This window comes from Shewanella sp. HL-SH8 (genome assembly GCF_051165765.1).
GTDB classification, from domain to species: Bacteria; Pseudomonadota; Gammaproteobacteria; order Enterobacterales; family Shewanellaceae; genus Shewanella; species Shewanella glacialimarina.
This window is the reverse complement of the sequence record NZ_CP195039.1, coordinates 3254787-3280152: the sequence shown is the minus strand read 5'-3', so window position 1 is coordinate 3280152 and position 25366 is coordinate 3254787. Positions and strand designations below refer to the sequence as shown.

The following is a 25366-nucleotide window of genomic DNA, read 5'->3' as shown; positions in this document are numbered from 1 at the left end:
GACCATTTTCAGCGGCGCACCTGGGTGTAATGAATGTCGGCTAAACTGTTTAATCTTCCTATCAAGTTATCTCATGAATTATTGGCTAAATTGTTTACCGCTATTCAAATTCAAAAGGCGCAAAACTACTTGATCCAGGGGCGTGTGCTGGAAGTGACTGCTAGCCACGACAACCACAATATAGAAGCCTATACCCAAGGTGCTGCGGATGAGCCGTATCGACAAGACATTAGCTTAGTCAATGTGAATCACAAAGTAATTATGCGCTCTTATTGCACCTGCCCCGTTAGGAGAGACTGTAAACATGTTGCCGCAGCCTTGTTAGCACTAATAGATAATAAACCGGTTGAAGAACAAAGGGTTTCCCAGTGGTTAACCCAACTAGATGGATTAGATAAACTTCATGCTAATTCTGATGAGGAAGCGGTTCTAGATCGTATTATTTACTGTTTATCAAGTGATCCCCAAGGCGTGTATGTTGAGTTAAAAAGTAGCAAGCTGAATAAAAAGGGCATGTATAACCGCGGCAGTAAACTCACTATTAGTGACTTACGTTTACATTTGCCTTGGTGGGTAGGCCCTGAAGACAAGCAAATTATAGGGTTATTATTTGCCAATAATTTGCAAGGTAACAAGGTTTACCTTGAAGGCGAAATTGGCTATTTAGCCTTAATGAAAATGATGCAAGCTGATGTGGCTTTTTGGGAAGATAACCGGTTCCCGCTAGTTTCCTGTGACGGCATTACCCCTGAGTTTATATGGGCCGATATGGAAAAAAACCATACTCAAATGCAGATGACCATGCCAGGATTAAATAACTGGGAGTTTATTGCGACTGAGCCGCCATTGTTTATCGAACTCGACTATTTAAAGCTAGGGCAAATTGATACAGACTTGTCGGTTAGTCGACTCACTTTATTGCAAAAAATGCCACCGGTACCCAAAGGTAAGTTGGATGTAATAAGCCATGCTTTATTAAAACATTTCCCTTCTAAAATAGTGCCCATTCCGAGTGAAATTGAATTTAAAGAAATTAGCCAAGCCCTGAAAACTCGGCTGACATTTTGTTTGATTAATCGCACTGATAGCCTGTTAAAGCAGCCTGCAATAAGGGTTGAATTTTGTTATGGCGATATTCGTTTCGATGCTAGTGAGCAGTTTGAACACATCAGTTTGTTCAAAAAAAGTAATGTGCAATATCAAGTCCATCGCCAGGTTGAGTTTGAAAAGCAGCATTTGAGTGAATTACATCAACTTAATTTATTTCCTGTGTTAAATGAGCTTTTAGATTTAAGTCAGAACAAACGCTATTTTTTAAGCCAAGGTTTATTGCCCGAAGCCATTTTGGCCTGGGCTGAATTATCAACTGAAGGAGCTGAGGACCTTATCGAAAAAGGGTTTGATGTTCGTTTTGATAATGACTTTGACTTACATATTATTGATGCCGAGCTGGCGGTCGATCTTGTCGATGAAGATGAGTCAGGTTGGTTTTCGTTGTCGTTAAATGCCGATATTGATGGCCAGCGTATTTCATTATTAGCGCTGGTAGCAAAATGGTTACAGCAACATGGTGAACCCGATGACGAACAAGAGCTGATATTACCCAGTGATAATGGTCGCTTTATTAAAATTAAAGCCAAATCAATTAAGCCATTGATCTCAGTGATCCAAGAGTTATTTAATCGCAACTCTACCGATGCAATTCAAATTCCACGCAATCGTGCTCATTTGTTAAATGATCTTACCGCCAGTGAAGTACGGTTACTCAATGGCGAGCGGATACGTTTACTTGCCAGCAAGTTAGCTTCTTTTAACGGCATTACGCCGATTGAATTACCCCAAGGCTTAAATGCCACTTTACGTGATTATCAAAAGCAGGGAGTGGACTGGTTATGTTTTCTTAAAGAATACCAACTAGGGGGTATTTTGGCTGATGACATGGGGCTAGGTAAAACAGTTCAGGCGTTAGCATTTTTATTGTATGTGAAACAGCATACCGCCGTTAATGATCGTAAACCCAGCTTGATTATTTGTCCTACCAGCCTGGTGGGTAACTGGCAAAAAGAAGCTGAAAAGTTTACTCCTAGTTTGAAAGTTATAGTGATCCATGGCAGTCAACGCCATCAATGGTTAAACAAGCTAGAACAGTACGATGTGATAGTGACCACTTACCCATTAATTATGCGTGATGAAGATATTTACCATGAACATGTTTTTGAGCACATTATATTAGATGAGGCTCAACAGATTAAAAATGCCCAAGCTAAAGTGACTCAAGTGATTAAAACCTTGAAAGGACGTTTTAGATTGTGTTTGTCAGGTACGCCACTGGAAAACCACTTAGGCGAACTAAAATCATTAATGGATTTTTGCTTGCCAGGGCTGCTTGGCCAGCACACTTATTTTAGTAAAGAGTTTAGAGGCCCGATTGAAAAACAAGGTGACGCCGATAAGTCGACCTTATTGAGTAAGCGTATTTCCCCTTTTATGTTAAGGCGAACTAAAAAGCAGGTGGTTGCTGAACTGCCAGAAAAAACTGAAATTATCCAGTCATTGGAACTTGAAAAAGATCAACGTAACTTGTACGAGTCTATCCGTCTTGTGATGGAGAAAAAACTGCGCGAATTGTTTGCTAAAAAAGGCGTGTCGAGTAGTCATATTGAGTTTTTAGATGCGTTATTAAAGCTTCGTCAGGCCTGTTGTGATCCTAGGTTAGTGAAATTAGAACAAGCACAAAAAGTCACAGACAACGCCAAGCTCAACTGGTTAGTGCAAAACTTGCCAGAAATGTTAGAAGAAGGGCGTAAAGTACTTATTTTTAGCCAATTTACATCAATGTTAACGCTTATCGAGCAAGAACTTAACGTATTGGGTATTAGTTACAGTAAGTTAACCGGCCAAACCAAACAGCGCCAAAATCAGATTGATGCCTTCCAAGAAGGTGATAACTCGGTCTTTTTAATTAGCTTAAAAGCGGGTGGCACAGGGCTTAACTTAACGGCGGCTGATACTGTGATCCATTATGATCCTTGGTGGAACCCAGCAGCAGAGCGCCAGGCAACCGATAGGGCGTATCGTATTGGTCAGCAAAACCCCGTTTTTGTGTATAAGTTAATTGCTGAGGGCACAGTGGAAGAGAAAATCCAAGCCATGCAGCAGCATAAGCAAGGGCTAGCAGACTCTATTCTTTCCGATGGCCAAAAAGGCCCTTGGAAAGGCAGTGCTGATGATTTATTGGCATTATTACGTTAGTAATATAGGGGTGATTTATGCGCTATTTTAAGAAAGTATGCTTTTTAATGACATTTTTATTATTGGGGTGTACTGATTCAAACACTCCTAAAGCGCTATCATCTCCCACAGCGGATGAAAATACTCATACCACTCAAATACAATGCTCAGATGTCTGGTATCAACAGGTTGAAGCACAGTTAACCTCGGGTGATAGTCAAGGCCATGGGCCTGATATTGGCGGTAACGAATGGCAAAGTGTTGTTGAATTTAAGTTAGGTGTTAGAGGCGATAAGTCAGTCCCCCAACGTAATAGCGATGAGTGGTGTAGCTTTATTGATGAACAACTTCAGCATTAACAACCATTGTACTTTCGATAACAGTAACAGCGCTTTACTTCCTACGCACCAGAAATACGTAAAGGGTTAAATGAACATTATATTACTCACCCATCAACGAGAGTTAGACCGTAAAACCAATACGGGTAAGTTGGTTCGCGAGGTGATGTTGGGTCAAGTTAAGGTTATTGTGTGGGATAGAGTTAACCCTAATCCTTATTTACTCGATAAGTTAGCGACTAAGCAGGTAGGCTTATTATTTCCCAAACAAGAACACTCAACATTAAATGATATTCAAGCTCCGCTGCAACGTTTTATTGATATCGATAATGACAATGCACACATGTTAGCCGAATTTAGCCATGTGATTATTATTGATTCAACATGGCAAGAAGCACGTAAAATATATAATCGAAGTGATTATTTGCATCCATTGACTAAGATTACCCTAGTGAATGAACTCCCATCGATTTTTAGTTTAAGAAGAAATCAAATTGAAGGAGGCTTGTGTACCGCAGAGTGTGCTTGTTTGCTGTTATCTTATTGTGGATTATCAACAGAAGCGGATGTGTTGCGGGAAAAACTGATTAATTTCAATCCAAAACCTAGGTCGGTTTAAAGGCATAAATAAATCTAGGCAAGTTCCATTTGCCCAAATTTCAATCACAAGATAATTCATTTGTTAATATAATGTTAATTGATGGTGTAATGCAAGAGCTTTACAAAAAAAACACTAATCTTGATGGTAGATTAGCGTTTTTTCGCTTGTTTATTGTTCTAACTTAGTTAGTTGCTATTCCCACAGTCGTTATAGCTTATAGCTCATACTTAGCATAATCATATGTGCTGTATAGTCATGGTTATTACTACCAAAGCCAACGATATTCCAAATAGCATCTGGGGCGATGTCGTTGGCGGCATCATTATCTAGGTACTTTTCAATTTTATAGTCTAAACGTAAACCCATTTTGTCAGTAGCTTGATACTGCGCATAAAGGTTAACATTATGCACTTTGGCAAAGTAATCACCATAGTTGCCGGTTATACCTTGCCTAACCTGTGTGGTGCTATCCGAATCTGAGTAGGTGTAGTCTAGACCTAGGCGTAAACGGCTATCCATTAAGTTGTTGTAACTTATCCCTGCACCCATTACATCAATCACATCTTCAATATTAGCCTGCCAAGTTGCGGTAGCGAAGTTACTGCTACCCGATTGAGCAGACTCGATAACTTGATGATTGTAAAATGCATTTAGCATCACATCAGCACTGAACATATAGCTTAAGTTTGCGTCTGTAACTGGTGTCTTTAGATTCAGTTAAACCGATTTCGGTATTGGTGTAATCATCAAGTGCATAACGCGCACCAAAATCGATAGTTAGCTCATCAATTGGCGTATGACTTACACGCGCTTCAACCTGACTTCTGTCCCTGTCAGCAAGATAGTATTTACGCAGTAATTGATTCTGCTCTTGTGATGTCCATTCAGATACTTCATAGTCTGAACCATCACGTTGGCTAAAGCTGCTTTTAACCCACATGTCCCAATTATCGAAACTATTGACACGAATACGGGCCCAAAGGTTATTATCGTCAGTGATTTCACGATCTTGATAGCTTCGCTCATCACGTTTGAATTCATAACCCCCATCTAATTTAATACCATAGTTGATACGATAGTCAGCACCTAACTTAGCCCGATGTGAAGTGTGATCATAGGGCGTATTATAAGCCACTTGACCGTTAACATTATTGATACTTATTTGAGTCCACTGCTCAATTTGAGTGTTGTTTTCTCTGTCGCTGTAATCATAACTGCCATTCACTCTTAGCGTTCGGCTAATTCTGCTGACAGCTTTTAAGTTTAAGCCTGTTATATCAACGCTAGCATCTAATGACTCTGCTGGCAGCTGATATCCGTAACCTGATGTGACAAATTCTTGATCTTGACTCATTTGCCCCAGCATTAAGCGACCCGATACCGCAGTCGCAGAGTCATTGAACTGACCCATAAGTGATACGCTATGGGCTTCATTATCTGGGTCTAATGACATGTAACCCCGTGTTTGAGCACCAAAGGTAGGGTTAAAGGTACTGTCATAACTTAATTGGTTGTTAGCATTTTTAAATGATGAACCATTATAGTTTAAGCTAGTAAACCAATTGTCACCTTTAAGCTTAATACCGGCTTCTAGTGTGTCTGTGGTGTAATCCACTGGCTGCGGTAGCATGATAGATTGGTTGAAAAAACTCCCCGATTCTTGCTTAAGACCCGTTTTATCTTCACGCTGATAATTAACAAAGGTTGTGAACAGTGATTCCGTTTGGTATTCAATGCCTAAACCGGTTTTTTCACGTTTAAGTGATAATTCAAATGGATTTAAACTTGAGTAAAGCATAGGCATTTGTGAGCTTGAACCCGCGGTTACCCAATTGTCGGGTAGGGTCAAATCGCTGCTACCAACGCCTTGGTAGGGCGTCTGTGCGGTATTGGTTTTATAGCTAGCAATTGAGCGATAATTGAAATTTAGGTTATAGGTTCCCAGCTTACCCACATTAATATCAGCACGACCATTGTCCATGCCAATATCGGTAGCGTCTACCTGTGCTCGATAACCTTGGGTACCGCGATAATTGATATCGGCATCTAACTTGCCTGCAAATTCATTATCACTTTTGAAGGCATTAGCTGACTTTATGTCGCTTTGGCTGTTATGACCCACACCAACACCAATACTGCCAGTTGTGCTAGTTGCAACAGCACATCCTTTACAAGCCCATGCATCAAATTTTACATTATCAGTATTAGCATTGGCTAAGCCATATCCTCCGGCCATAGCGGTAAAGCTGGCTGGCGCTAATAAGGCGAGGGTAATTAAGTTTAATTTGTACTTCATAGTGTTAACTCCCTAGCGCTGTAATAGCTTACCCGATGGATGGTTAGAACCATGTACCTGGCTGTGACAATTTAAGCAACTGCGTCCGCCTGTAAATGCATTGTCACCCACACTTGAACCCATACCTGTGTTACCTAAATAAGCTTTACTTGCATGGCCATCGCTGGTATGACATTGCTGACAAAGTTGCGGTGCACGGGTTTTAAGCATGGCGTCATTCACGCTGCCGTGAGGATTGTGGCAACTGACGCAATTTTCGGTCACTGGAGCATGTTCCCAAAGTTTAGGGCCACGTTTTTCGGTGTGACACTCGTAACAGGTTTCATTAACGCTTGGTTTAATTAAGTCTGCATCCGCTAAGCTACCGTGTGGATTATGACAATCACTACAGGTCATTTGATTCCATTTCATCGGATGGCTAGAGCGTTTATTCATGTCGGTTTTTTGCTTAGTATGACAACTTGTACAGACTTCCATTTCCGTTTGCTTAGACAGCACAGGATCTTTGGCTGTATGAACACTGTGACAAGATGCACAAGAAACATCAGCATTATCATGATGACTGGTATTCCAGGACATGCGTTTGTCATCTAAGTGACAACTCATACACACACTGTTTTGTTTATCTGCTGGCAGGGTAGAGTTTGGGCCAAAGGCTATCATCGGCTCTTTACCACCCTTGTTATGCGAGCCTTGTGGGCCATGACAGGCTTCACATTGCAAACCCGCCATAGGGCTTTTGCTGGAGTCAATCGCACCATGTACGCCTTTAAAAAGATCCATGACCTTTTCTGAACGCTTATGACACATTAAACAAGAGTCAGCCCCTTTAGGTGAGTATTTACCTTCAGCAAATTTTGTATCTAATGTCGCTTCCACTTCGGCTGGCGACATTTTTTCATCCCATTTTGCTGCACTAGCAGGGCTTACTAAACCCATTAGCAGCACCAGTGAAAACAAGGCTGATAACAAGATTTGAGATGTTGTTTTGGTCTTCATAAGTAGACTTCCTAATTTGTCCATAAAAGCGCTATATCGCTAAATCATTAAGCGCATTGCCAATAAGTCAGGGAGAAATGATCAGCTTCTCCCTGAGGGCAATTTAAAACTTCATAGCAGCATGATTTTCAATGCTGGGGACATGACAACCTAAACAGAATTCAAGTTGCGCAGCGTCATTAGCTTGCTGGTAAGATCCGTTAACTACTGCGCCTTGTCCTTCAGCGTGTGCTTTGATTTCATCGAACCCATGACAAGAAGCACAGGTTGCAGTGATAGGCGTTGTGTAACTATCTCCACCACCGGCAGTGGCTAATGCACCTTTTAGCTTGAATACATCAAGGTTGAAGTCATTGTGACATTGGGTACAGTTACTAATAATGCTCTGTTCGCCATGTACATTGTGCAACTTCATTTCAATAGCGCCCTGGTTTGCGCCTGAAGCATAAGTGCCATCCGGTGTATGACAAGCAACACAAGCATCGACTCCAATAATCACTTTACCATCGACTTCACGACCTAATTGTTCGGTCATGACAAAACCAGCATGATGGCCTTTATGGATTTCAAAGGCTTTACCATGACAGTTTTGGCAAGTACTGAAGTTAACCGAATCAGTGTGACGATAACTTGGCGCTGCCCCTGATAATGTCCCATGGGTTAGTTCAGCTTTCATTGATGTTGTCGCCACGCCGTCAGCACAGTCAATCGCCTGTACGCCGTCATTACACATTTCTAAACCAATAATAGTGAATGCGGTATCAGTATCACCGGCACCAAAAGGAAGTTTGGCGATATTGAAGCGCAATACACCATCAAGGATAGTGACCTTATCTTGAACTAAGCCGCTTTTAACTAGGTCTTGAGTGACTTTTTTATAACCTGTAACAGGATTTGGATTGTAGCCCATGATAGGGAAGTTAGGACCAACGTTGGTGATAGTTTCAAGGCGCTTAATTTTACTAATTAAGGTGTTAGCATCAACATTTGCCCCATTAGTATCAAGTATGGTAACTGATAGTGTTGCAGATAAGTCATCTTGGTCAGCTTTGTTAGCAACCAAAGTTGCGCTCATGCCATACATGTCAATAAAATCGGTTTTTTGGGTGAAGGGACTTGTATGAATTTCTTCAGTCCAGCTGGCGTTATGACAGGCAATACAGTTTGAATTATCGAGTTGTTGTGAGTGGCCATTACCCGCTTTAAAGTCAATGTCAGCGTGACAACTTGTACAGGTTTCCATGGTGGGTATACGAGACCAATTCTGCCACTCAGATAGATTTTCATCTTCTACATGACAAGACTGGCAGTTATTTTCGATTAAATGCTCAGCTGCTGCACCTGTGTATTCTTTACCGTTTTTATCGGTAAAGGTTTTTGAGGTGTTATGAATATTGTGAACTAAATGATTCCATTGACTTTCCATAGACATCGAGCTGCTATGACAAGTTGCACACGTTTCTTGGGTGTAATAATTACTATGGCGAGTGGTTAAAGGTTTATCCTCAGCATGGCAACTTTTACAGGTTGCATGTGACACAATGTTTTTGGTGTACTGTGCTTGATAGCCATTACCGTCGAAGTCTTCGACTATTTCTTTTCTAGGCACCGCAGTTACACCGTTAAGTAAGGTGGAACCTTGTCCGCCCGCATAAACATTATAACGTTGAGTCAGTGCTTGGTTATAACCAGCTACTTCAAATGTAAAAGTATAATGACCATTTTTCAAGTCGGTATAATTGGCTGTGCCAGACACTCTAGCAGTACGCGTCCATTGAGCACTATTGCCTGCTCCTGTGGCGCCAACGGGCGTTAATTGCGCTGCAGTAATGCCTAAATCTTGTAAACCAATAATGGGCATATCTTGTTCGTTAGTCGCAAAGACATCGATAACCGGTTTACCGTCTACATAAGTGACGTTAGTAACATCTAAATTAAGTACTTTAATATCTGCAGCTGGCTCACCGCCGGGTAACCCTGGTGTGCCCGGTTTACCATCATCTCCACCACCACAGCCCGCTAACGTTAATGTTGTTGCTGCTAGTATTAGTGCTATTTTTGAGTATTGTGTGTTCATCATATTTCCCTGCAAAGGTAAAACATATTCTTAACTGTCAGTATTTTCTGCGTTCTACGTCAAAGCGTGTTGTTTTCAGTTAAGTCGATGTTGGAAAACGTTGTTAATAATAAGATTACGTTATTAAATCGAGTAAATCTTCATCGGTCTTTACATTATGTGAAGCCGGTCTTTCTATTTATAAAGAGGTATATTAATTGCCTATATAGTCACGCATAAATGTAACCTTAGATAGCAAAGCCGCTCTATCGAGCGGCTTCATTTTATCTTTACGTTAACCGTTAATGACCGCCCCAATTTGAATGAGACTGAAGAATTCTAGTATCCGTATGGCACGTTGAACATGTCTCTTGAACATTCATCGCCCCATAGTCAGCGGCAGGAACACCAAGTTGATTTATAGTGCCAATCACTCCGCCATTACTTTCAATATGGCCAATTGTTGATTCACTTAATCCATAAGGCGGTAAGTGGCAACTTACACAGGCAGCTGTTTGCGGTGACACCACTAATAAGCCACCATTACTGTCTTTACCAAATGCGACTGGCGATGCCGTTGTTTTGATGTTCTGAATCGAGAATCCATCATCACCATGACAAGCTTGGCATTCGGTTTTTTTGAAGAATAAATCGCCGCTTGAGTCATAAACATAGTGCTTAGCATGTACCTTGATAGCTAAGTTTGAGTTTGACCGTGTACCATTATGGCAAGATGCACATCCATCAAGATCATTAGAATAACGGTGGGTAATCTCTGTGGTATGACATTGTTGGCAGTCAGTCATCTTAGCGTGTTGCATGCGCGGTGATGAGTTAACCGTGCTGCCATCTAGGTTGTAGTAGAAAGTATCAGAGGTAAGGTATGGCGCATATTGTTTGCTTCTATCGCCATCTGCTCGGTTTAAGTCATCTACAACACAATCTGCAATAACGCCTTTTTTAGAACAGACATGAAGTTGGCTGCTAAGAGCTATGGTAGATTTAGCATCAATGAGTGTTTTGATATTGAAGCTGGTTGCACTAATTAAAGCATTGATAGAACCATCACTTTGTTGAGTAAAGGTATTAATGCCAACTTTTTGATAGTTAACCAAAAAGTCATCGCCTAAAGTACCATTGATAACAATCGCGCTATTAAAACCACCATATTTGTAAGGACGAGGGTCAATTTGATTAAGGGTAACCAGTTCTGAACCATGTTTAACGGTAAAATTAGCCGTGATAGATGATTCATCAGCTGCAACCGTCATTGAGTTGAAAGTGACTTTTAATCTTGATGCTAAGTGGGTGCTGTTAAGTGAATAGTGAGCATCTTCTGCACCACGGCCCCGTTCTTCACCACCATGACAAGCAAAGCAGTTTTCGCCTTGATGATGTGAAGCCTTTGCCCCAGCAGCTTCAGCCGCTGGGCTAGGGCTATGGCAGCTCCAGCAAGATGTGGTATCTATATCTGCCTTCCAGCTATCAGTTAGGTTGAATTCTTGATTTGGGTTATGGCAGGTTAAACAGTTTGATGTCATTTGCGGGTATACACCCACGGTTGAAGCATGTGAATTAGTGTGAATACTATGAACCATGCCTTTGATTGAACCGTCATATGCATATGCTTCACCAATCACATTACCGGCAGAATCTTTATCTTCTTTGAGGTATCGGTTGTAGTCGGTATGACAAAATGAACATGCTTCTTCAGTATTATGCTTGCTGCCATGCATTGATAACTCGCCCGCCTGTCCTTCTCGGTGACAGCTTTGGCAGTCAGCGTTAGCAAGTATTTTTAGTGGTTTGTCAACTTGCACATTGGTTGCGGGGACCCAATAAAAGAAGCTATTGTCGACCATGGTTTTTGATAAGTTATTTGTTGTTTTGATTGATAAATAGACACCATTTGTCGTATCGGCAACATAGTCATATTTACCTAATGTATCGATAGCTTTGTCTATTTTAATTGAGTAGCTGCCGTTATTGTTATCAACAAAACAATCAGTGCACTGACTTTTTGTGCCATCAAAATAGCTAGAACCTGTAAAGTAACCTTCTCCTTTATCTTTGTTAAAGTAACTTAACCAGATTTTACGTTCCGGATTAGGGCTCACGATTTCATTTTCACCCAGTTCAGTTGCCGCCCCAACACGGCCAAAAGAAATTGTAGCAATGTCTGTTTGAGTAAGGCCTAAAATAGCGGCACCGTTAGCATCGGTAAGATTAAAGCTGAGAGTAAGTCGTTTGTTTTCGTCGACATCTGCTGCAGTAATAGTGCTTTTGATATTGGTTGCAGATTTTATTGGTGTACCTATAGGACCATCAATACCGTTCTCACCATCTTTTCCATCGCTGCCACAACCCATAAGTGCAAATGATAGTATCCCTGCACTGAACACAGCTTTTGCTGTTGTATTTAAATTTAATCGTTTCATCGTATTTCCCTGCAATATTCTTATCACTTCAAATGCTATTCATTATAAAGCGTATGGTTTTTACCTATGGACAGTGTAGCCAACCTTAAGTACTTGTTCAGCGTGATGATGTAAGATTTGTGAACTATGCCCACCTATTCCTTTAGTGGTATTTTTTTCATTGTGACAAAGGTTACGTATGTGAGTTTTTGAGCAAAAGTTATCTATCTTTGCAAATTACCGAACGATTAACGGAAACTTTTTTGCAACAAATGCGCTACAAAGTTTACACGCTTTACGATGATTGAAGTGGGTAATTTTTAAGCTATCTTCTCAGAGTGGGATATTAGTCACATTTTGTAACTAACTGATAGTAGGAGTAAGTGAGAATAAATCGTATTGATGTCAATTGGAGTGAGTATGGTCGTTTTCCTGGTATTTAAAAGTGGCGTTAGGGCTTTTTTCTCAGATAAGATCCAATTCAAATGTATATTGAGATTATTGATCACTTCAAAATCTGCGTAGGTATTAATTTGTTGGCGGGGGAAGTCGGTTTGCTGTGTTAGGAAGTTATTTAGTTGATAATTCACACCTATGATCAATTTATTATTCAATAAGTTGTGCATCGAAATTTCACTGCCGATAATACTGTTTTCACTTATGGCTGTATTTTCAAACTCAAATGCAGAGTTTGAGTGTTCAGCTTGCCAGTTTATTGAGTAGGCTCTACGTGTTAAAAAACTACTAACCATGAAATCCGTAGTAATTTTCCATTGTGATTTGATACCCGCTTGAGCATTAGCACGTATATAAGTCGGGAAAAGACTGCTTTGTAATTGATGGCTTTGTGATAGATGATTTGGTAATAGAGAGTTTTGTAATGGACTGTACAGTAATGAATCGTAATTATCATCCGGACTTATTTCACTTAGTAAGCTGATAGAAGGGATAAAGCTGAACTCTTCAGCTTCATTCGATATTGCTTGTTTAGTTACAAGCATATTTTCAACACTATTTTCAACTTGATGGCTGTCTATATATAACACGTGGGAGTTGACCTTGTGGATTGCTGAATAATCCACATTAAATTGAGCGGCTAACACTGGTAATTGGATCAAAAGAGAAATCATAAAGGAGAAGAAAGTGACTGATATGAGATGTTGCATTCACTTTCTCCTGTAGATTATCGGTAATGACTTTAAAATGGTTAAGTCAGTATTTTACGGCGAACACTTTATCTATAAAGTATAGAAGGTGTTCTTATACCTTGATTGAAAATCGTAAAATTGAGTGATCATTGTGCAAGTAAGCGATTAAAGACAAAAAGACCAGACTTAGGGCTTGATTGCATTGGTGGGTTAAGGGATAATCCCCAGTGTTCTAGATGAGTTTGTTTTTACTTAGCTTATTTAGAAATCTATGGTGACCCTAGGGTCCCCCCGCAATGATAACTTGTGAACTCGGCCAGGCCCGGAAGGGAGCAACCGCAGCAAGCGACTCGTGTGCCGGGGTGTCGGCTCTAGGGGAGCCTCCAACAATTCTCCCCGCAATAATTAAGTTAATAAGTCCTATTTTATAAGACCTATTCATATATGTTAAAAGCTATTCAAGTCCTAATATTTTACTCAGTAAGCCTAATATTACTCATTGTGACCTAACTGTATGACTTGTTCAGCTGACAGTTCATTTTCTTGTTTTAATTTATTGTGTAAATTGGCTTTTAAAAAGGCTCTTGAACGCTCTAAAGCGGAGCTGATTTCATTTTTCATCTGTTTAAGTTCGTTGTAGTCTTCGAAAAAGTAAGTGTCAACGAGATGTCGAATATAGCGTACTGGTAATTGATTTAAAGTCACACAACAAAGATCCGCAAGATAATCTTCAGGTAATTCATCCATTAAACCTTCATCGCGCAATATTTCCAAAAGTAAGACTTCATAATAATTACGAAATTCTAAATGCATGGTCTTCTCCATTATTTGTCGTGTTGGCTTTATCTGTCATTATAGTAGACAACAAAAACGTTTATCATTAGTTTATTTTTACACCCAAACATGATTTGCCGCAATCAGCAATTGACTATGCCTTTGTGTTAACTCATCTGCCTGTCGGCTATATCCACCACCGATTACCGCGGCAACAGGAATGTTGTGACGTTTGGCTAAGGTTAATACTAGCTTATCTCTAGCGAGAATGCCCTGCGTAGATATATTTAAGTACCCTAAATCATCATCTTGATGAATATCAACGCCTGCATCATAAATAATAAGGTCGGGTTGGTGAAGTTGTATTAAATATCCAAAGACACTGTCAATGTATGATAAATATTCCTCATCAGAGCAGCCCTTATCAAGTTCAATATCATAATCTGAAATAGGTTTTCTGGATGGGAAGTTTTGTTTGCAGTGAATTGAGCAACTGATGATATTGGGGTTACCCTGGCAGAGTGTTGCTGTACCGTCACCTTGATGAACATCACAATCAAAAATTAATACTTTATCAACATGTTGTGTTTCTATTAGTTGACTAGCCGCAATAACTAAATCATTGAAGATGCAGAAACCACTGCCAAAATCATAGTGAGCATGATGGTAGCCGCCCGTAAAATGCACCGATATTTGATGGTTAAGGGCAAGTTGGCAGGTTAGTAATGTGCCATTTACCGCATGTAAAGTGCGTTTTACTAAACTCTCACTCCAGGGGAAACCTATTCTACGCAGTGCTTTAGGGTGAATAGAACCATTGATAAACGCATCAACATAATCAGCATTGTGCACTTGTTTTATGAGACTAATATCAATTTTATTGGCTTGATGATGCATGCTTGGGCAAACTAAATTTTGCTCAATAGCATAATCAAACAAGTTTTGATATTTACTTGTTGGAAATCGATGCTGAGAAGGTAACGCCAGCTGTGAGTAGCTGGCGTGATAAACAAAGGGGATTTTCATTAACGAATTACAGTTGTTTTATTGCCCAGCCCATAAATTCTTTACGGGTTTTCTCATCGGCTTGTAACCACCAATATTGTAACATTTGCTCAGCTTGGGCTGGGTTAGTGGCTTTTGGCGAGTTATCTGTATTTAATTGATTCACTGTGACAGCGGTTGCGGCTACTGTAGGTGAAACGGGGGCAGAAGTCGTTGCTGTATAATTAACAGCAGGATTGCTACTTGTTGCATGTGCAGACATGGCATCGATGTCAGCGACTTTATTGCCGCCAAACAAATTAGCAATAAAAGAGGCCTCTTCAAGTTGAGTATTTTCCACCGAATAACTGACTGAGCCTTTGTCTTCACGAGTAATAATAATTTCAGGTTTTTTGGCAAAAGATTTTGGCCGTTTTACTACCTCACCTGTGGCAGGATAGAGAGTATAATTAAAATCGCCATCAACATTGAGAGTGACAATAAAAGGCGCTGATTTTATAAAGCTTTGGCTATCACTGAAGTCATCTTGAACCATGTCGTGGTATCTAATCGCAATTTTATGAGTGCCAGTAGTTAAATTTAAATCAGATTTATGTTTAAACGAATTTGTTTCTATCTGTTGACCATCTAAAGCTAAATATTCAAACGACATTGGAATGGTAAGATTAGCTGCCATCAGTGAGGTTGATGAAAGTAATGCCAAAATTGCACTGGTGGATAATAATGATTTCATTGTTGCTCCTTAACGATTTAAACTTTGGCGTGGTCGCTCAAAGTGTTGTATCCGCTCTTCAATATAGCTGATGGCTTGGCGGCACTTACCTAAACGACGATGCATTAAAAGAATGTCATTTTGCAATGTAATTTTGTCAGCAGCATGACATACCTCAAGATTTGATTCCATCTGTTGAATTTTAAATTCAATTTTATTAGCCCAAGCAAAATGTTTATTCAACTCTTGGTAAAGTTGATGACTGTTTTGCATGATGTTATTTGCTATCCAACCAAAGCCACTATCCTGTACCGACTGCTGTTGTTTTTTAGCATATCGAGCACGATTACTGGCTTTTTTCTGCTCAGCAGATTTTAAGTTTAATCCTGTCGTCAGCAAAGCACGCCTTAATGCGGTAAACCTATCTTGAATCCGCTGGCAGCTAAGTTCAATAGTGTTTTTAGCTAAGTTAAGCGTTAACTGTTTTTCTAACTGAGCAATATCCTTTCTAAGTTGCACAATGCAAGGGCTTAATTGAGCACCTTCCTGGATAAAAACGCTATGATTAAATCGTTCAACATGTTGCAGTGTTTTTTTCTGCTGGTCGCCTAATTGATTATCATGCTGCAGTGCTTCTTGTTCTATATGAGCAAGTTGTTGCTTCAGCATTAGGATTAATTGCTGAGTGTTCATGCCCAGGCACTCCAGGCTAAATGGGTGGCAATAGATACCACAGAGATAATAAACAACGGCTTGATAAAAGGAATGCCAAAACGGATAGCGCTTCGCGCCCCAATAAATGATCCTGCCATCATGCACACTCCCATCCATAGGCCTAATATCCAATTAACTTGCCCCAAGCTAGCAAAAATAATTAGCGCAGTAATGTTACTGATTAGTGTCATAATTCTTGCTAAAGCACAACTTTCTAGTAACGGTAATTTATGTAAAGAAATAGAGGAAACAGTCCAAAATGCACCGATACCGGGCCCTGCAAATCCATCGTAACCGCCCAGTATTAATCCTTGAGTTGCTTGGCGTTTATTAGTTGGAGCTTTGGTAGGCGCGACATAATGTGCACTGCCCATGGCTTTAGGGCTGAATAAAGTATAAATCGCAATACTGATAATAAGCAGTGGAAGTAACTTTTCAAGCCAATTCGAGTTAATTAAAAATACCAGTCCGCTACCGAGTATCGCACCGATAAAAGTGGCAATAGCGCACGTCTTCCAGAATGCTGGTACAAATAATTGCTGTTTATAATAGGTATAGCTAGAGGTAATTGAACCAAAACATGCCGCTAATTTATTGGTTCCCAGAGCTAAATGTGGTGGTATACCCATTGTCAGTAAGGCGGGAATAGATAATAGTCCGCCGCCACCGACTATAGCGTCAATAAAGCCTGCGATAATTCCGATAACCGCCAATGCCGCTAAGTGGCTTGGGTCTAACATTAATTCCAAGGGTATACCTACTCAATCACCCGCCGAAAGGGCGGTAATGCATCAATTAACGATTTGCCATAACGTTTAGTCACCAAACGGCGATCTAAGATTGTCACGCGACCATAATCTTGTTCTTTTCGCAGTAATCTACCACAACTTTGGACTAACTTGCGCGAAGCATCTGGAATGGTGAGTTGTAAAAATGGATTACCGCCTTTTACTTTTATATATTCGGCATGGGCTTGTTCAACTGGTGATGTCGGCACGGCAAAGGGCAGTTTGGTGATAATCAGGTTGGTGAGGTAATCGCCGGGTAAATCTAGCCCTTCAGAGAAGCTACCTGTGCCGAAAATAATGCTTGGTTTGTCATCATCACAACGTTGTTTATGCTGGCTTAAAATTTGTTGCCTTGGCATTGAACCTTGAATAAAAAGTTGCTCACTAGGGATTTTACCTTCAACTAATTCTACCACTTTGTCCATTTGCCAGTACGATGCAAATAATACCAAAGAGGCCATTTCCCCTTCAATTAAGGCGACTATTTGGGTGGCAAGTTCTGCGGTGTAATCATCATCTGTTGGCTCATTATCCATATGGGGAATAAAAAGCGTGGCATTATTTTCATAATCAAATGGTGATTGCAGGGCTAAAAAGCGACTGCCATCATTGATACTTAAACCAACCTGATGGGCAAAGTGATTAAAGTTATTCAGCGCTCTGAGTGTGGCACTGCACAGCACCACCCCTGCAGCCTTTTGCCATAGCATTGACTCAAGCATAAAGCCGACTTCAATGGGGGAGGCACTGACTAAGTAATCTTGTTGTTTACCGGTAATTAACTCAATCCATCTGGCAGTAGGCGCGCCTTTTTTATTGTCTTCTTTAGCGATCATTTTCCAGACTTTATGCAGATTCTCTAATCGTTGCAGAATAAAACCTGTTTCAGACAGCAATCCTTCAGATTGATGCTTTGGCACCTCACCATCTTTAATCGCTTCAGATAAAACAGAAACCACTTTATTAAACTGTTTTAAGCCGCTACCCGTAGCGGTGGCGATGTTTTCAGCCTGAATGGTTAAAGATTGAGGTAATTGACCGTGCTCAAAGCGCCATCTGGTTTCTGGGTTGGCAAAAAACTGTGGCTGCGTATCACAAAACTGAGCCACCTGATTAAGTAAGCTGATAATGTCGGTGATGTGATCAAGCATGGCTTGAACTGGGGCAATAATATTATTAGTTTTTAGCTGGTTTTGTAGCTTGCTACAGGTTTTATTAGCCTTGTCTAGCCAATCACAGGCGCCACGTATCGTCGCCTGCCCGCTGGAGAAATCCCTTGCCACTATCGGTAAGTGATGGGCTTCGTCTATGATGTAAAACATATCTTCAGGCTCAGGCAAAATGACCCCGCCACCTAATTCTAAGTCGGCAAATAATAAACTGTGATTAGCAATAAGCACGTCCCATGTATCAACATCTTCACGGGCTTTATGGAAAGGGCAGTTATGGTGTGCAGATACCTGACGATGACAGCTGTGTTTGTCGCAGCATATTTGTTGCCATAAAAAGTCAGGAATAGGCTCTTTTAAACTATCAAGTTCACCATTCCATTTTTTCTGATGATAATCTTGATGAATTTTTTGCAGTTGCTCAACCTGGCTCTGATCTGGCTTTGTTTGCCACATCGCCATTTGCGAACTGTCTTGGGAACCCATCATTCCCTCTAGCTTTGCTAAGCAAACGTACCGCTGACGCCCTTTAACTAAACCAAATTTAAAATTTAAACCAGAATGTTGTAAAAAAAAGGGCAGATCTTTGTGCAGTAGTTGCTCTTGCAGTGCCACTGTTGCGGTGGCAATGCAGACTTTTTTCTTACTCGCGATGCCTAAGGGAATAGCGCCTAAAAGGTAGGACAGTGATTTACCAATACCCGTACCCGCTTCAACAACAATAATAGGTCGTTGTTTGTCATATTCACCGGCTAAAGTTTTAGAAATTTCTGCCACCATATAATTTTGTTCACGGCGTGAACGAAATTGCGGCATTGCCGAAGCAATGTCTTTATAGATGGTGCGAATTTGCGTTTTTACCTGGTCAGTGAGCATGAGTAGTTTTTATTCTGCGGTGACTGATTTATGCTGTACATAATAACAGTGAATCTTTGTGCTTAAAACAGATAATAAAATTGAACTCAAATCTCTTACCGGTAAATAAAGCTTTAACCCGTATTGAAGGGCAGGTACTTACTCGTCATGCCAACTATCGGCAGGGCCAGTTAGTGCTGCAATATTATATTAAAACGGCTAATGGACCTGTGCTCGTTGAACTTCATAACGAGGATGTTGTGTGCTTTTGCCGTCAAGTTGATGTGGCCAAGTTAACACCTTACTTAACCCAAGCCCGTGTGGCTGTTTTAGCAATGACCAATTTTGACCATCACATTGTTTGTGGCATTTATTTAAAAACCAGTTCTGCGCTTAAGCAATTGCAGCGCATTGCCAATGATATCGGGGTGCCTTTATATGAAACCGATATTCGTGCCGAGCAACGTTATTTGATTGAGCGATTTATCGCATTTGATATCGAATGCGAAGGCACTATTGAGTCTAGTGTAAAAAGTCTGTCAGTACTTACCGCGCATCGTGCAAGAAGAGGTAGCGTAAGAACAACCAAGGTAGACAATGTAAACGATGATTTTTTGCACGCTGCAGCCAGCAGTATTACTTTGGCTGATGTCGCGCCTGATAAACAAAATGTGTTATCAACAAGAAGTGATTTAAAAGTTATTTCACTCGATTTTGAATGCAGTATGCAAGGCGAGTTGTATTCGGTCGGCCTTTACGGGACTGATTATCAATGCGTTATTATGGTGGGTGAACAAGCATCATACCCTGATGCCGAAGATTACATTGTGTGGGTTAAAGATGAAGTGGCTTTACTGCATCGATTAATCAATTGGTTTAGTCAGTATGATCCCGGCGTTATTATTGGGTGGGCTGTGGTGGTGTTTGATTTAGCATTGCTATTTAAGCGTTGTAAACATCATCATATTCCACTCAGAATTGGCCGAGGCCACAGTGAGTTAAGCTGGAAAGTCGAAGATAAATATCGCCCTGAAACCTTAAATTTGCCCGGACGAGTGGTATTAGATGGCATTGATTGGCTTAAAGCTGCATTTTATAACTTTGATCGATTTTCGCTTGAGTTTGTGTCGCGTGCTTTATTAAATGAGGGTAAAGCGATTGACCATGTTGAAAATCGAGGTAATGAAATAAGCCAAATGTTCGTTGAGGATAAGCTCAAACTAGCGCACTACAATTTAACTGATTGTCGCTTGGTGTGGGATATTTTTGACAAGACTCAGCTACTTGATTTTGCCATAGAACGCGCTAAGTTAACCGGGCTTGAGTTTGGTCGAGTTGGGGCATCTGTCGCCGCTTTTTATCACTTATATCTGCCGCATTTACACCGCAGCGGTTTTGTTGCCCCCCAAATGCCCGCAAGTAATGGGCTGGAAAGTCCTGGTGGTTATGTGATGGATTCTATGCCAGGACATTATAAAAATGTGTTGGTACTTGATTTTAAAAGTTTGTATCCCTCAATTATCCGCACTTTTTTGATTGATCCTAAAGGTTTAGTACAAGGCTTAAAGTTAGCTGAGTCAAATTTAGATACCAGTGAAGTGTTAGTTGATGGCTTTCTAGGGGCAAAGTTTAATCGCCATCATCCAATTCTGCCCAAGTTGATAGCCAGCTTAGCTGAGCAGCGAGAGCAGGCTAAAAAAGATCACAATGCACCATTATCGCAAGCCATTAAAATCATCATGAATTCATTGTATGGAGTTCTTGGGTCAAAGGGGTGCGTTTTTCATGATGCAAAGCTTGCCAGCTCTATTACGATGCGCGGTCACCAGATAATGAAAATGACCAAGATTTGGATAGAGGAAATGGGCTATCAAGTCATTTATGGTGATACCGACTCTACATTTGTTTGGCTAGGTAATGACATCCAATTAAATGCGTCAGAAATTGGCTTGCAAATGGCAAAAATCATTACCGATAAATGGGCTGATTGGTGTGCGACAGAATTTAAATTGCCAAGTTATCTTGAATTAGAATTTGAAAGTCATTTTCAGCAATTTATTATGCCCACTTTACGCGGAAGTGAAATCGGCAGTAAAAAACGCTATGTTGGCTTGAAATTAGATAAACATGATCAGCCTGAAATGGTCTTTAAAGGAATGGAGCAGGTTAGAAGCGATTGGACACCGCTTTCTAAACGCATTCAATATCAGCTGTATCAGCGATTTTTTAATCAGCAAGATATTAGCGAGTTTTTAGAGTCCCAAGTTGCGCTATTAAAGCAAGGAGCATTCGATCAAGAGCTAGTGTTCAAAAAACGCTTAAAGCGAAATGTTGAAGACTACACCGCTAAGTCGACCCCACATGTTAGGGCGGCAAAGTTGATGGCCAAGTATCAGCAAAATAGCGACTGGTTAAAAAGGGGAGCGGTTATTGAGTATGTGATCACCACCGCAGGCGTTCAACCTGTGTGTGATAAAGACTGGTTAATGGATTATGACTATTACATCGAAAAACAAATTCAACCTATTGCAGAGCCGATATTGTCATTACTTGGGTTAAGTTATGGCGATTTTTCAAACGGTCAAATGTCATTGATCTAATGTTGTTACTAAAATGTTGCGGGCGTGAATGAATTCATTATTTTGTTCCAAGTGAGGTATTTACACGTCAAGCACACTTGATCGCTTCTGAAGCTGCAAGGTCCGCTATCATTCAGCGATTATGAAGTTGTTATATGTTTTATGCTTTATGTCAAATCACAAGTTTTGCAAAATTAGATTTATATTAGCTGCTGATGAATTGTTTATACACATGTTGTTATAGGGTTAAAAATGAAAAATTAGCTAATTTTATTGTTTAATTTTTATCTTGTTGAATTTTATTGTTTTAATTTACCTTTTTATCATTTTGTCCATAAAAGTGAACGGATATTAAATATCAACTTGATTAACTTTTGCGCTTACGAGGTATCAATTGTTGATTACTTGTTTCAAATGTGATTTTATTGCGTGGTAAATGTGATTTTATAGCGCAAAGTGTTATAGTATCTCAACACCAATACTTCAAGTAACGAAGATTGGCATTATAAGAAAGACAAATATATCCAGGGAGATAGACAATGCATAAGAACGTATTAGCTAAATCAGTGCGCTTTGCTCTGATCAGCGGTGCAGCAGCAGCTGCATTTAGTGCTCCAGCAGTTTTTGCTGCTGAAGAAGGCGCAAAAGTAGAACGTATCGAAGTAACGGGTTCACGTATTAAGCGTACCGACCTTGAAACTGCATCACCAGTAACAGTTATTACTGCTGAGCAAATGAAGCTTCAGGGTATTCAAGACGTTGGTCAGTTCCTTCAGAATAGTTCTGTAATGTCTGGTTCACCAGCTATGACCACAACTAACAATGGTGGTAACGGTGCTACTTTCGTTGAGTTGCGTGGTTTAGGTTCTTCTCGTACTTTAGTACTTGTTAACGGCCGCCGTCCAGTAAGCTCTGATTTCCAAACAATTCCAAGCTCAATGATTGAACGTATTGAAGTGCTAAAAGATGGCGCATCAGCTACATACGGTGCCGATGCAGTAGCGGGTGTTGTTAACATTATTACTCGTAAAGATTTCGAAGGTTTAGAAATCACAGCTCAAGCTAAAAATTCATTTGATGTTGACGTTAACAAACAGACAAGCTTCAGCTTAGTTGCTGGTAAAGCATTTGATGCTGGTCATTTAGTGTTTGGTGTTGACTATGTTAAGCAAGATGCTGTTTATCAAGGTGATACAAGCGTAGATTTTCTTAACTACCCTTGGCAAGTATTTGGTGAAGAAGGCGAAGAGTCTTTTTGGCAGAATGGCTTAATTGGTACTGGCCCTGATGCAAACGTTATTGAAGTGGGTTCTGGTTCTACTCCATGTGGTAACTTCTATCTAGCTGGTAAGCCTAGCCAAACAAATGGTACCTGTGATGGCGGTATCGCGACACTAGCCGATATGCGTAATTATGTTGGCGGTGGTCCAAACAATGACACTTACAACTACGCACCAGTTAACTACCTACAAACTCCATATGAAAAACTTAACTTTTTCGTAGAAGGTCAATTTGAGTTAAACGATGATACACGCATGTACTCTGAAACGCGTGTTAACAAGCGTGAATCACGTCAAGAGTTAGCTGCGGTTCCTTACGATACGTTATATGACCCAGCTTACAAAGGTATTTTACCTAATGGTACTGCGTTTAATGGTGTTTCAAAGGACAACTTCTATAACCCATTTGGGGAAGATGTAGTTCGTTCACGTCGTCGTATGCTTGAAGGTGGACGTAGCTTTGAACAAGATGTAACTCGTTTCCAACAAGTTATTGGTATTGAAGGCGATATCGGTGATAGTTACTACTATGACGTTAACTATAACTACGGTCACAGCCAAATAATATCAAACGACTTTGGTCAGTTATTCGGACCGAACTTAGCTAAAGCTATGGGCCCATCATTTAAAGATGCAAAAGGTAATATCGTTTGTGGTACGGCTGATAGCCCTATTGCTGACTGTGTGTCTATGAACATTTTTGGTGGACCAGGTTCAGTAACTCAAGACATGCTTGACTATGTTACCGCACCATTAGTTGACTCAGACGTATATACATTACAAACAATTACTGCCTTTATTGGTGGTGATTTAATCGAGTTACCAGCAGGTGCTATTACTGGTGGCGTGGGTTATGAATATCGCGAAGAAGAGTATAAAGCTCGTGTTGATTCGGGTAAGTTCATGGGTGAAGTGACGGGCAATAAGTCAAAAGGTACTCAAGGTAACTTTGATGTAAATAGCTTGTTCGCTGAGTTCCGTATTCCAGTACTACGTGATTTACCATTAGTTGAATCATTAGAATTACCAGTTGGTATCCGTTACGATGAGTTCTCTGCATTTGGTGGCAGCACAACTTATCAACTAGGTGCTGAATGGAAAGTGATTGACGGCTTAATGGTACGTTCTACCTACGGTACTGTTTTCCGCGCTCCAACAATTACTGACCTGTATTCACCTGAAAGCGACACATTCTCATTCACATCAGATCCATGTAGCACAGCTGCTTGGGGTGGACTAACAGCTGCGCAACAAGGCAACTGTATGGCTGATGGCGTAGCAAGTGGTGGTTCAAATAACTTAGATTCTCAACAGCTTGCACAAGCTGGTGGTAACCCTGACTTACAACCAGAAGAAGGTGATACCTTTACTGTTGGTATAGCTTACTCTCCTGATTTTGTTGATGGTTTAGGGCTAACTGTTGACTACTGGGCTATTGAAATTGATGGCGTAATTGACTCTATCTCTGCTGGTGACTCTCTAAAAGGTTGTTATTTAGGTGGCGTAGCAAGTCTATGTGATAATAGTGAACGTACTAACGGTGAACTATCTTACATTACTGAGCAAGCCACTAACTTAAGCCGTATGACTGCTAAAGGTATCGATTTTGATGCTAACTACGCATTCAGTGCTTTAGCGGGTGACTTTGCACTAAACGTATCTTGGACTCACTTCCTAGAGCGTGAAAACCAAGTGTATAACAACAGCACGTTCGAGTTTGAAATGGAAGACTTGAATGGCCGTTTTGAAAATGATATTAGTTATGCAACAGATAAAGCCAACTTCAGTGCTAACTACACATGGGAAGACTTAACTATTGCGTATGCTGCTAATTATATTTCAGGTCTTGAATATAATGATTTAGTATATTGGGGTGTTACAGAAGGTCACACTTACACAGTTGACTCATTCATGTACCATGACATTTCAGCAACTTATAGCTTTGATACAGGTACCAGAATCAGTGTAGGTGTTGAAAACTTTACTGACGAACAGCCTCCATATATCGAAACTGGGTCAAACGGTAATACTGATGAAAGTACATATCGTTTATTCGGTGCTAGCTGGTTTGCACGAATTTCACAAAAATTCTAAATTCCAATTTAGCTAGACAAAAAGCACCCTTTTAGGGTGCTTTTTTTATGTGTAGTTCAGATCAAATAAAATATTAATGGGTCTCTTCTTGTTCTATTCATTATCTGGTCATTTAGTGGGATTTATGCGTATTTAAGGCTAGTTACAAGGTTTAAGGTATAGTGTTTTGGCTGAATTGTACTCAGTTGTGATGACTTAAAGATTTATGTAAACTTATTCAGAAATTCAAATATGCTATGAAAACTCTGTACTACTTCGTAAGACCTAGAGTGTAATGGCTTGTTGCTCTAAAGGAACTCAAATGGTTAAA

15 protein-coding genes, 1 other RNA gene and 1 pseudogene are annotated in these 25366 nt (G+C 40.3%); 6 read left to right on the top strand and 11 right to left on the bottom strand.

The genetic code is table 11. The annotated features are described in order from the left end of the window. Nucleotides 1-33: 33 nt before the first annotated feature. From ACRWQN_RS14410 to ACRWQN_RS14400, 3 genes are all read left to right on the top strand, one after another. Entirely contained in the window at nucleotides 34-3252 is a 3219-nt protein-coding gene (locus ACRWQN_RS14410) for an SNF2-related protein (RefSeq protein ID WP_434938492.1), read from the top strand. Between the two features lie 17 nt (nucleotides 3253-3269). Then, nucleotides 3270-3590, top strand: a complete 321-nt coding sequence (locus ACRWQN_RS14405; protein WP_434938490.1) for a hypothetical protein — start codon at nucleotides 3270-3272, stop codon at nucleotides 3588-3590. Between the two features lie 70 nt (nucleotides 3591-3660). Further along, nucleotides 3661-4188, top strand: a complete 528-nt coding sequence (locus ACRWQN_RS14400) for a tRNA-uridine aminocarboxypropyltransferase (protein ID WP_434938489.1) — start codon at nucleotides 3661-3663, stop codon at nucleotides 4186-4188. 189 nt (nucleotides 4189-4377) lie between these two features. Here ACRWQN_RS14400 and ACRWQN_RS14395 read toward each other — a convergent pair. From ACRWQN_RS14395 to ACRWQN_RS14375, 5 genes and pseudogenes are all read right to left on the bottom strand, one after another. After that, nucleotides 4378-6466: pseudogene (locus ACRWQN_RS14395) on the bottom strand (MtrB/PioB family decaheme-associated outer membrane protein). Between the two features lie 12 nt (nucleotides 6467-6478). After that, entirely contained in the window at nucleotides 6479-7465 is a 987-nt protein-coding gene (locus ACRWQN_RS14390; RefSeq protein WP_434938487.1) for a DmsE family decaheme c-type cytochrome, read from the bottom strand. A gap of 103 nt (nucleotides 7466-7568) precedes the next feature. Further along, entirely contained in the window at nucleotides 7569-9545 is a 1977-nt protein-coding gene (locus ACRWQN_RS14385; RefSeq protein WP_434938485.1) for an OmcA/MtrC family decaheme c-type cytochrome, read from the bottom strand. A 278-nt stretch (nucleotides 9546-9823) separates the two neighbouring features. Then, the gene (locus tag ACRWQN_RS14380) at nucleotides 9824-11959 is read right to left on the bottom strand and encodes a multiheme c-type cytochrome (protein ID WP_434938483.1); all 2136 of its coding nucleotides are present in this window, start codon (nucleotides 11957-11959) and stop codon (nucleotides 9824-9826) included. A gap of 329 nt (nucleotides 11960-12288) precedes the next feature. After that, entirely contained in the window at nucleotides 12289-13104 is an 816-nt protein-coding gene (locus ACRWQN_RS14375) for a hypothetical protein (RefSeq protein WP_434938481.1), read from the bottom strand. A 262-nt stretch (nucleotides 13105-13366) separates the two neighbouring features. Here ACRWQN_RS14375 and ffs point away from each other — a divergent pair. Continuing rightward, nucleotides 13367-13464, top strand: an RNA gene (ffs, locus tag ACRWQN_RS14370) — signal recognition particle sRNA small type. Between the two features lie 114 nt (nucleotides 13465-13578). On the opposite strand, the gene ACRWQN_RS14365 is transcribed toward ffs, so the two are convergent. From ACRWQN_RS14365 to dinG, 6 genes are all read right to left on the bottom strand, one after another. Continuing rightward, nucleotides 13579-13899, bottom strand: coding sequence for a late competence development ComFB family protein (locus ACRWQN_RS14365; RefSeq protein WP_434926672.1), 321 nt, complete (start codon nucleotides 13897-13899; stop codon nucleotides 13579-13581). A gap of 78 nt (nucleotides 13900-13977) precedes the next feature. After that, a complete protein-coding gene (locus ACRWQN_RS14360) occupies nucleotides 13978-14886 on the bottom strand; it encodes a histone deacetylase family protein (protein WP_434938479.1) in 909 nt (302 codons plus the stop codon). Nucleotides 14887-14893: 7 nt separating this feature from the next. Then, on the bottom strand, nucleotides 14894-15598 hold the full coding sequence (locus ACRWQN_RS14355; protein WP_434938477.1) for a DUF2057 domain-containing protein: 705 nt from the start codon (nucleotides 15596-15598) through the stop codon (nucleotides 14894-14896). A gap of 9 nt (nucleotides 15599-15607) precedes the next feature. After that, nucleotides 15608-16270: a primosomal replication protein gene (locus ACRWQN_RS14350; RefSeq protein WP_434938475.1), complete on the bottom strand. Its 663-nt coding sequence runs from the start codon at nucleotides 16268-16270 to the stop codon at nucleotides 15608-15610. Next, nucleotides 16267-17040, bottom strand: coding sequence for a sulfite exporter TauE/SafE family protein (locus ACRWQN_RS14345; protein WP_434938474.1), 774 nt, complete (start codon nucleotides 17038-17040; stop codon nucleotides 16267-16269). Before ACRWQN_RS14345 ends, ACRWQN_RS14350 begins: the two co-directional genes overlap by 4 nt. An 8-nt stretch (nucleotides 17041-17048) precedes the next feature. Beyond that, the gene (dinG, locus tag ACRWQN_RS14340) at nucleotides 17049-19124 is read right to left on the bottom strand and encodes an ATP-dependent DNA helicase DinG (RefSeq protein WP_226414435.1); all 2076 of its coding nucleotides are present in this window, start codon (nucleotides 19122-19124) and stop codon (nucleotides 17049-17051) included. 74 nt (nucleotides 19125-19198) lie between these two features. Between dinG and ACRWQN_RS14335 the strand changes: the two genes are divergently transcribed. Together ACRWQN_RS14335 and ACRWQN_RS14330 are read left to right on the top strand one after the other, a co-directional pair. Beyond that, a complete protein-coding gene (locus ACRWQN_RS14335) occupies nucleotides 19199-21703 on the top strand; it encodes a DNA polymerase II (RefSeq protein WP_434940667.1) in 2505 nt (834 codons plus the stop codon). Between the two features lie 518 nt (nucleotides 21704-22221). Further along, nucleotides 22222-25056, top strand: a complete 2835-nt coding sequence (locus ACRWQN_RS14330; protein ID WP_434938472.1) for a TonB-dependent receptor domain-containing protein — start codon at nucleotides 22222-22224, stop codon at nucleotides 25054-25056. Nucleotides 25057-25366 lie beyond the last annotated feature (310 nt).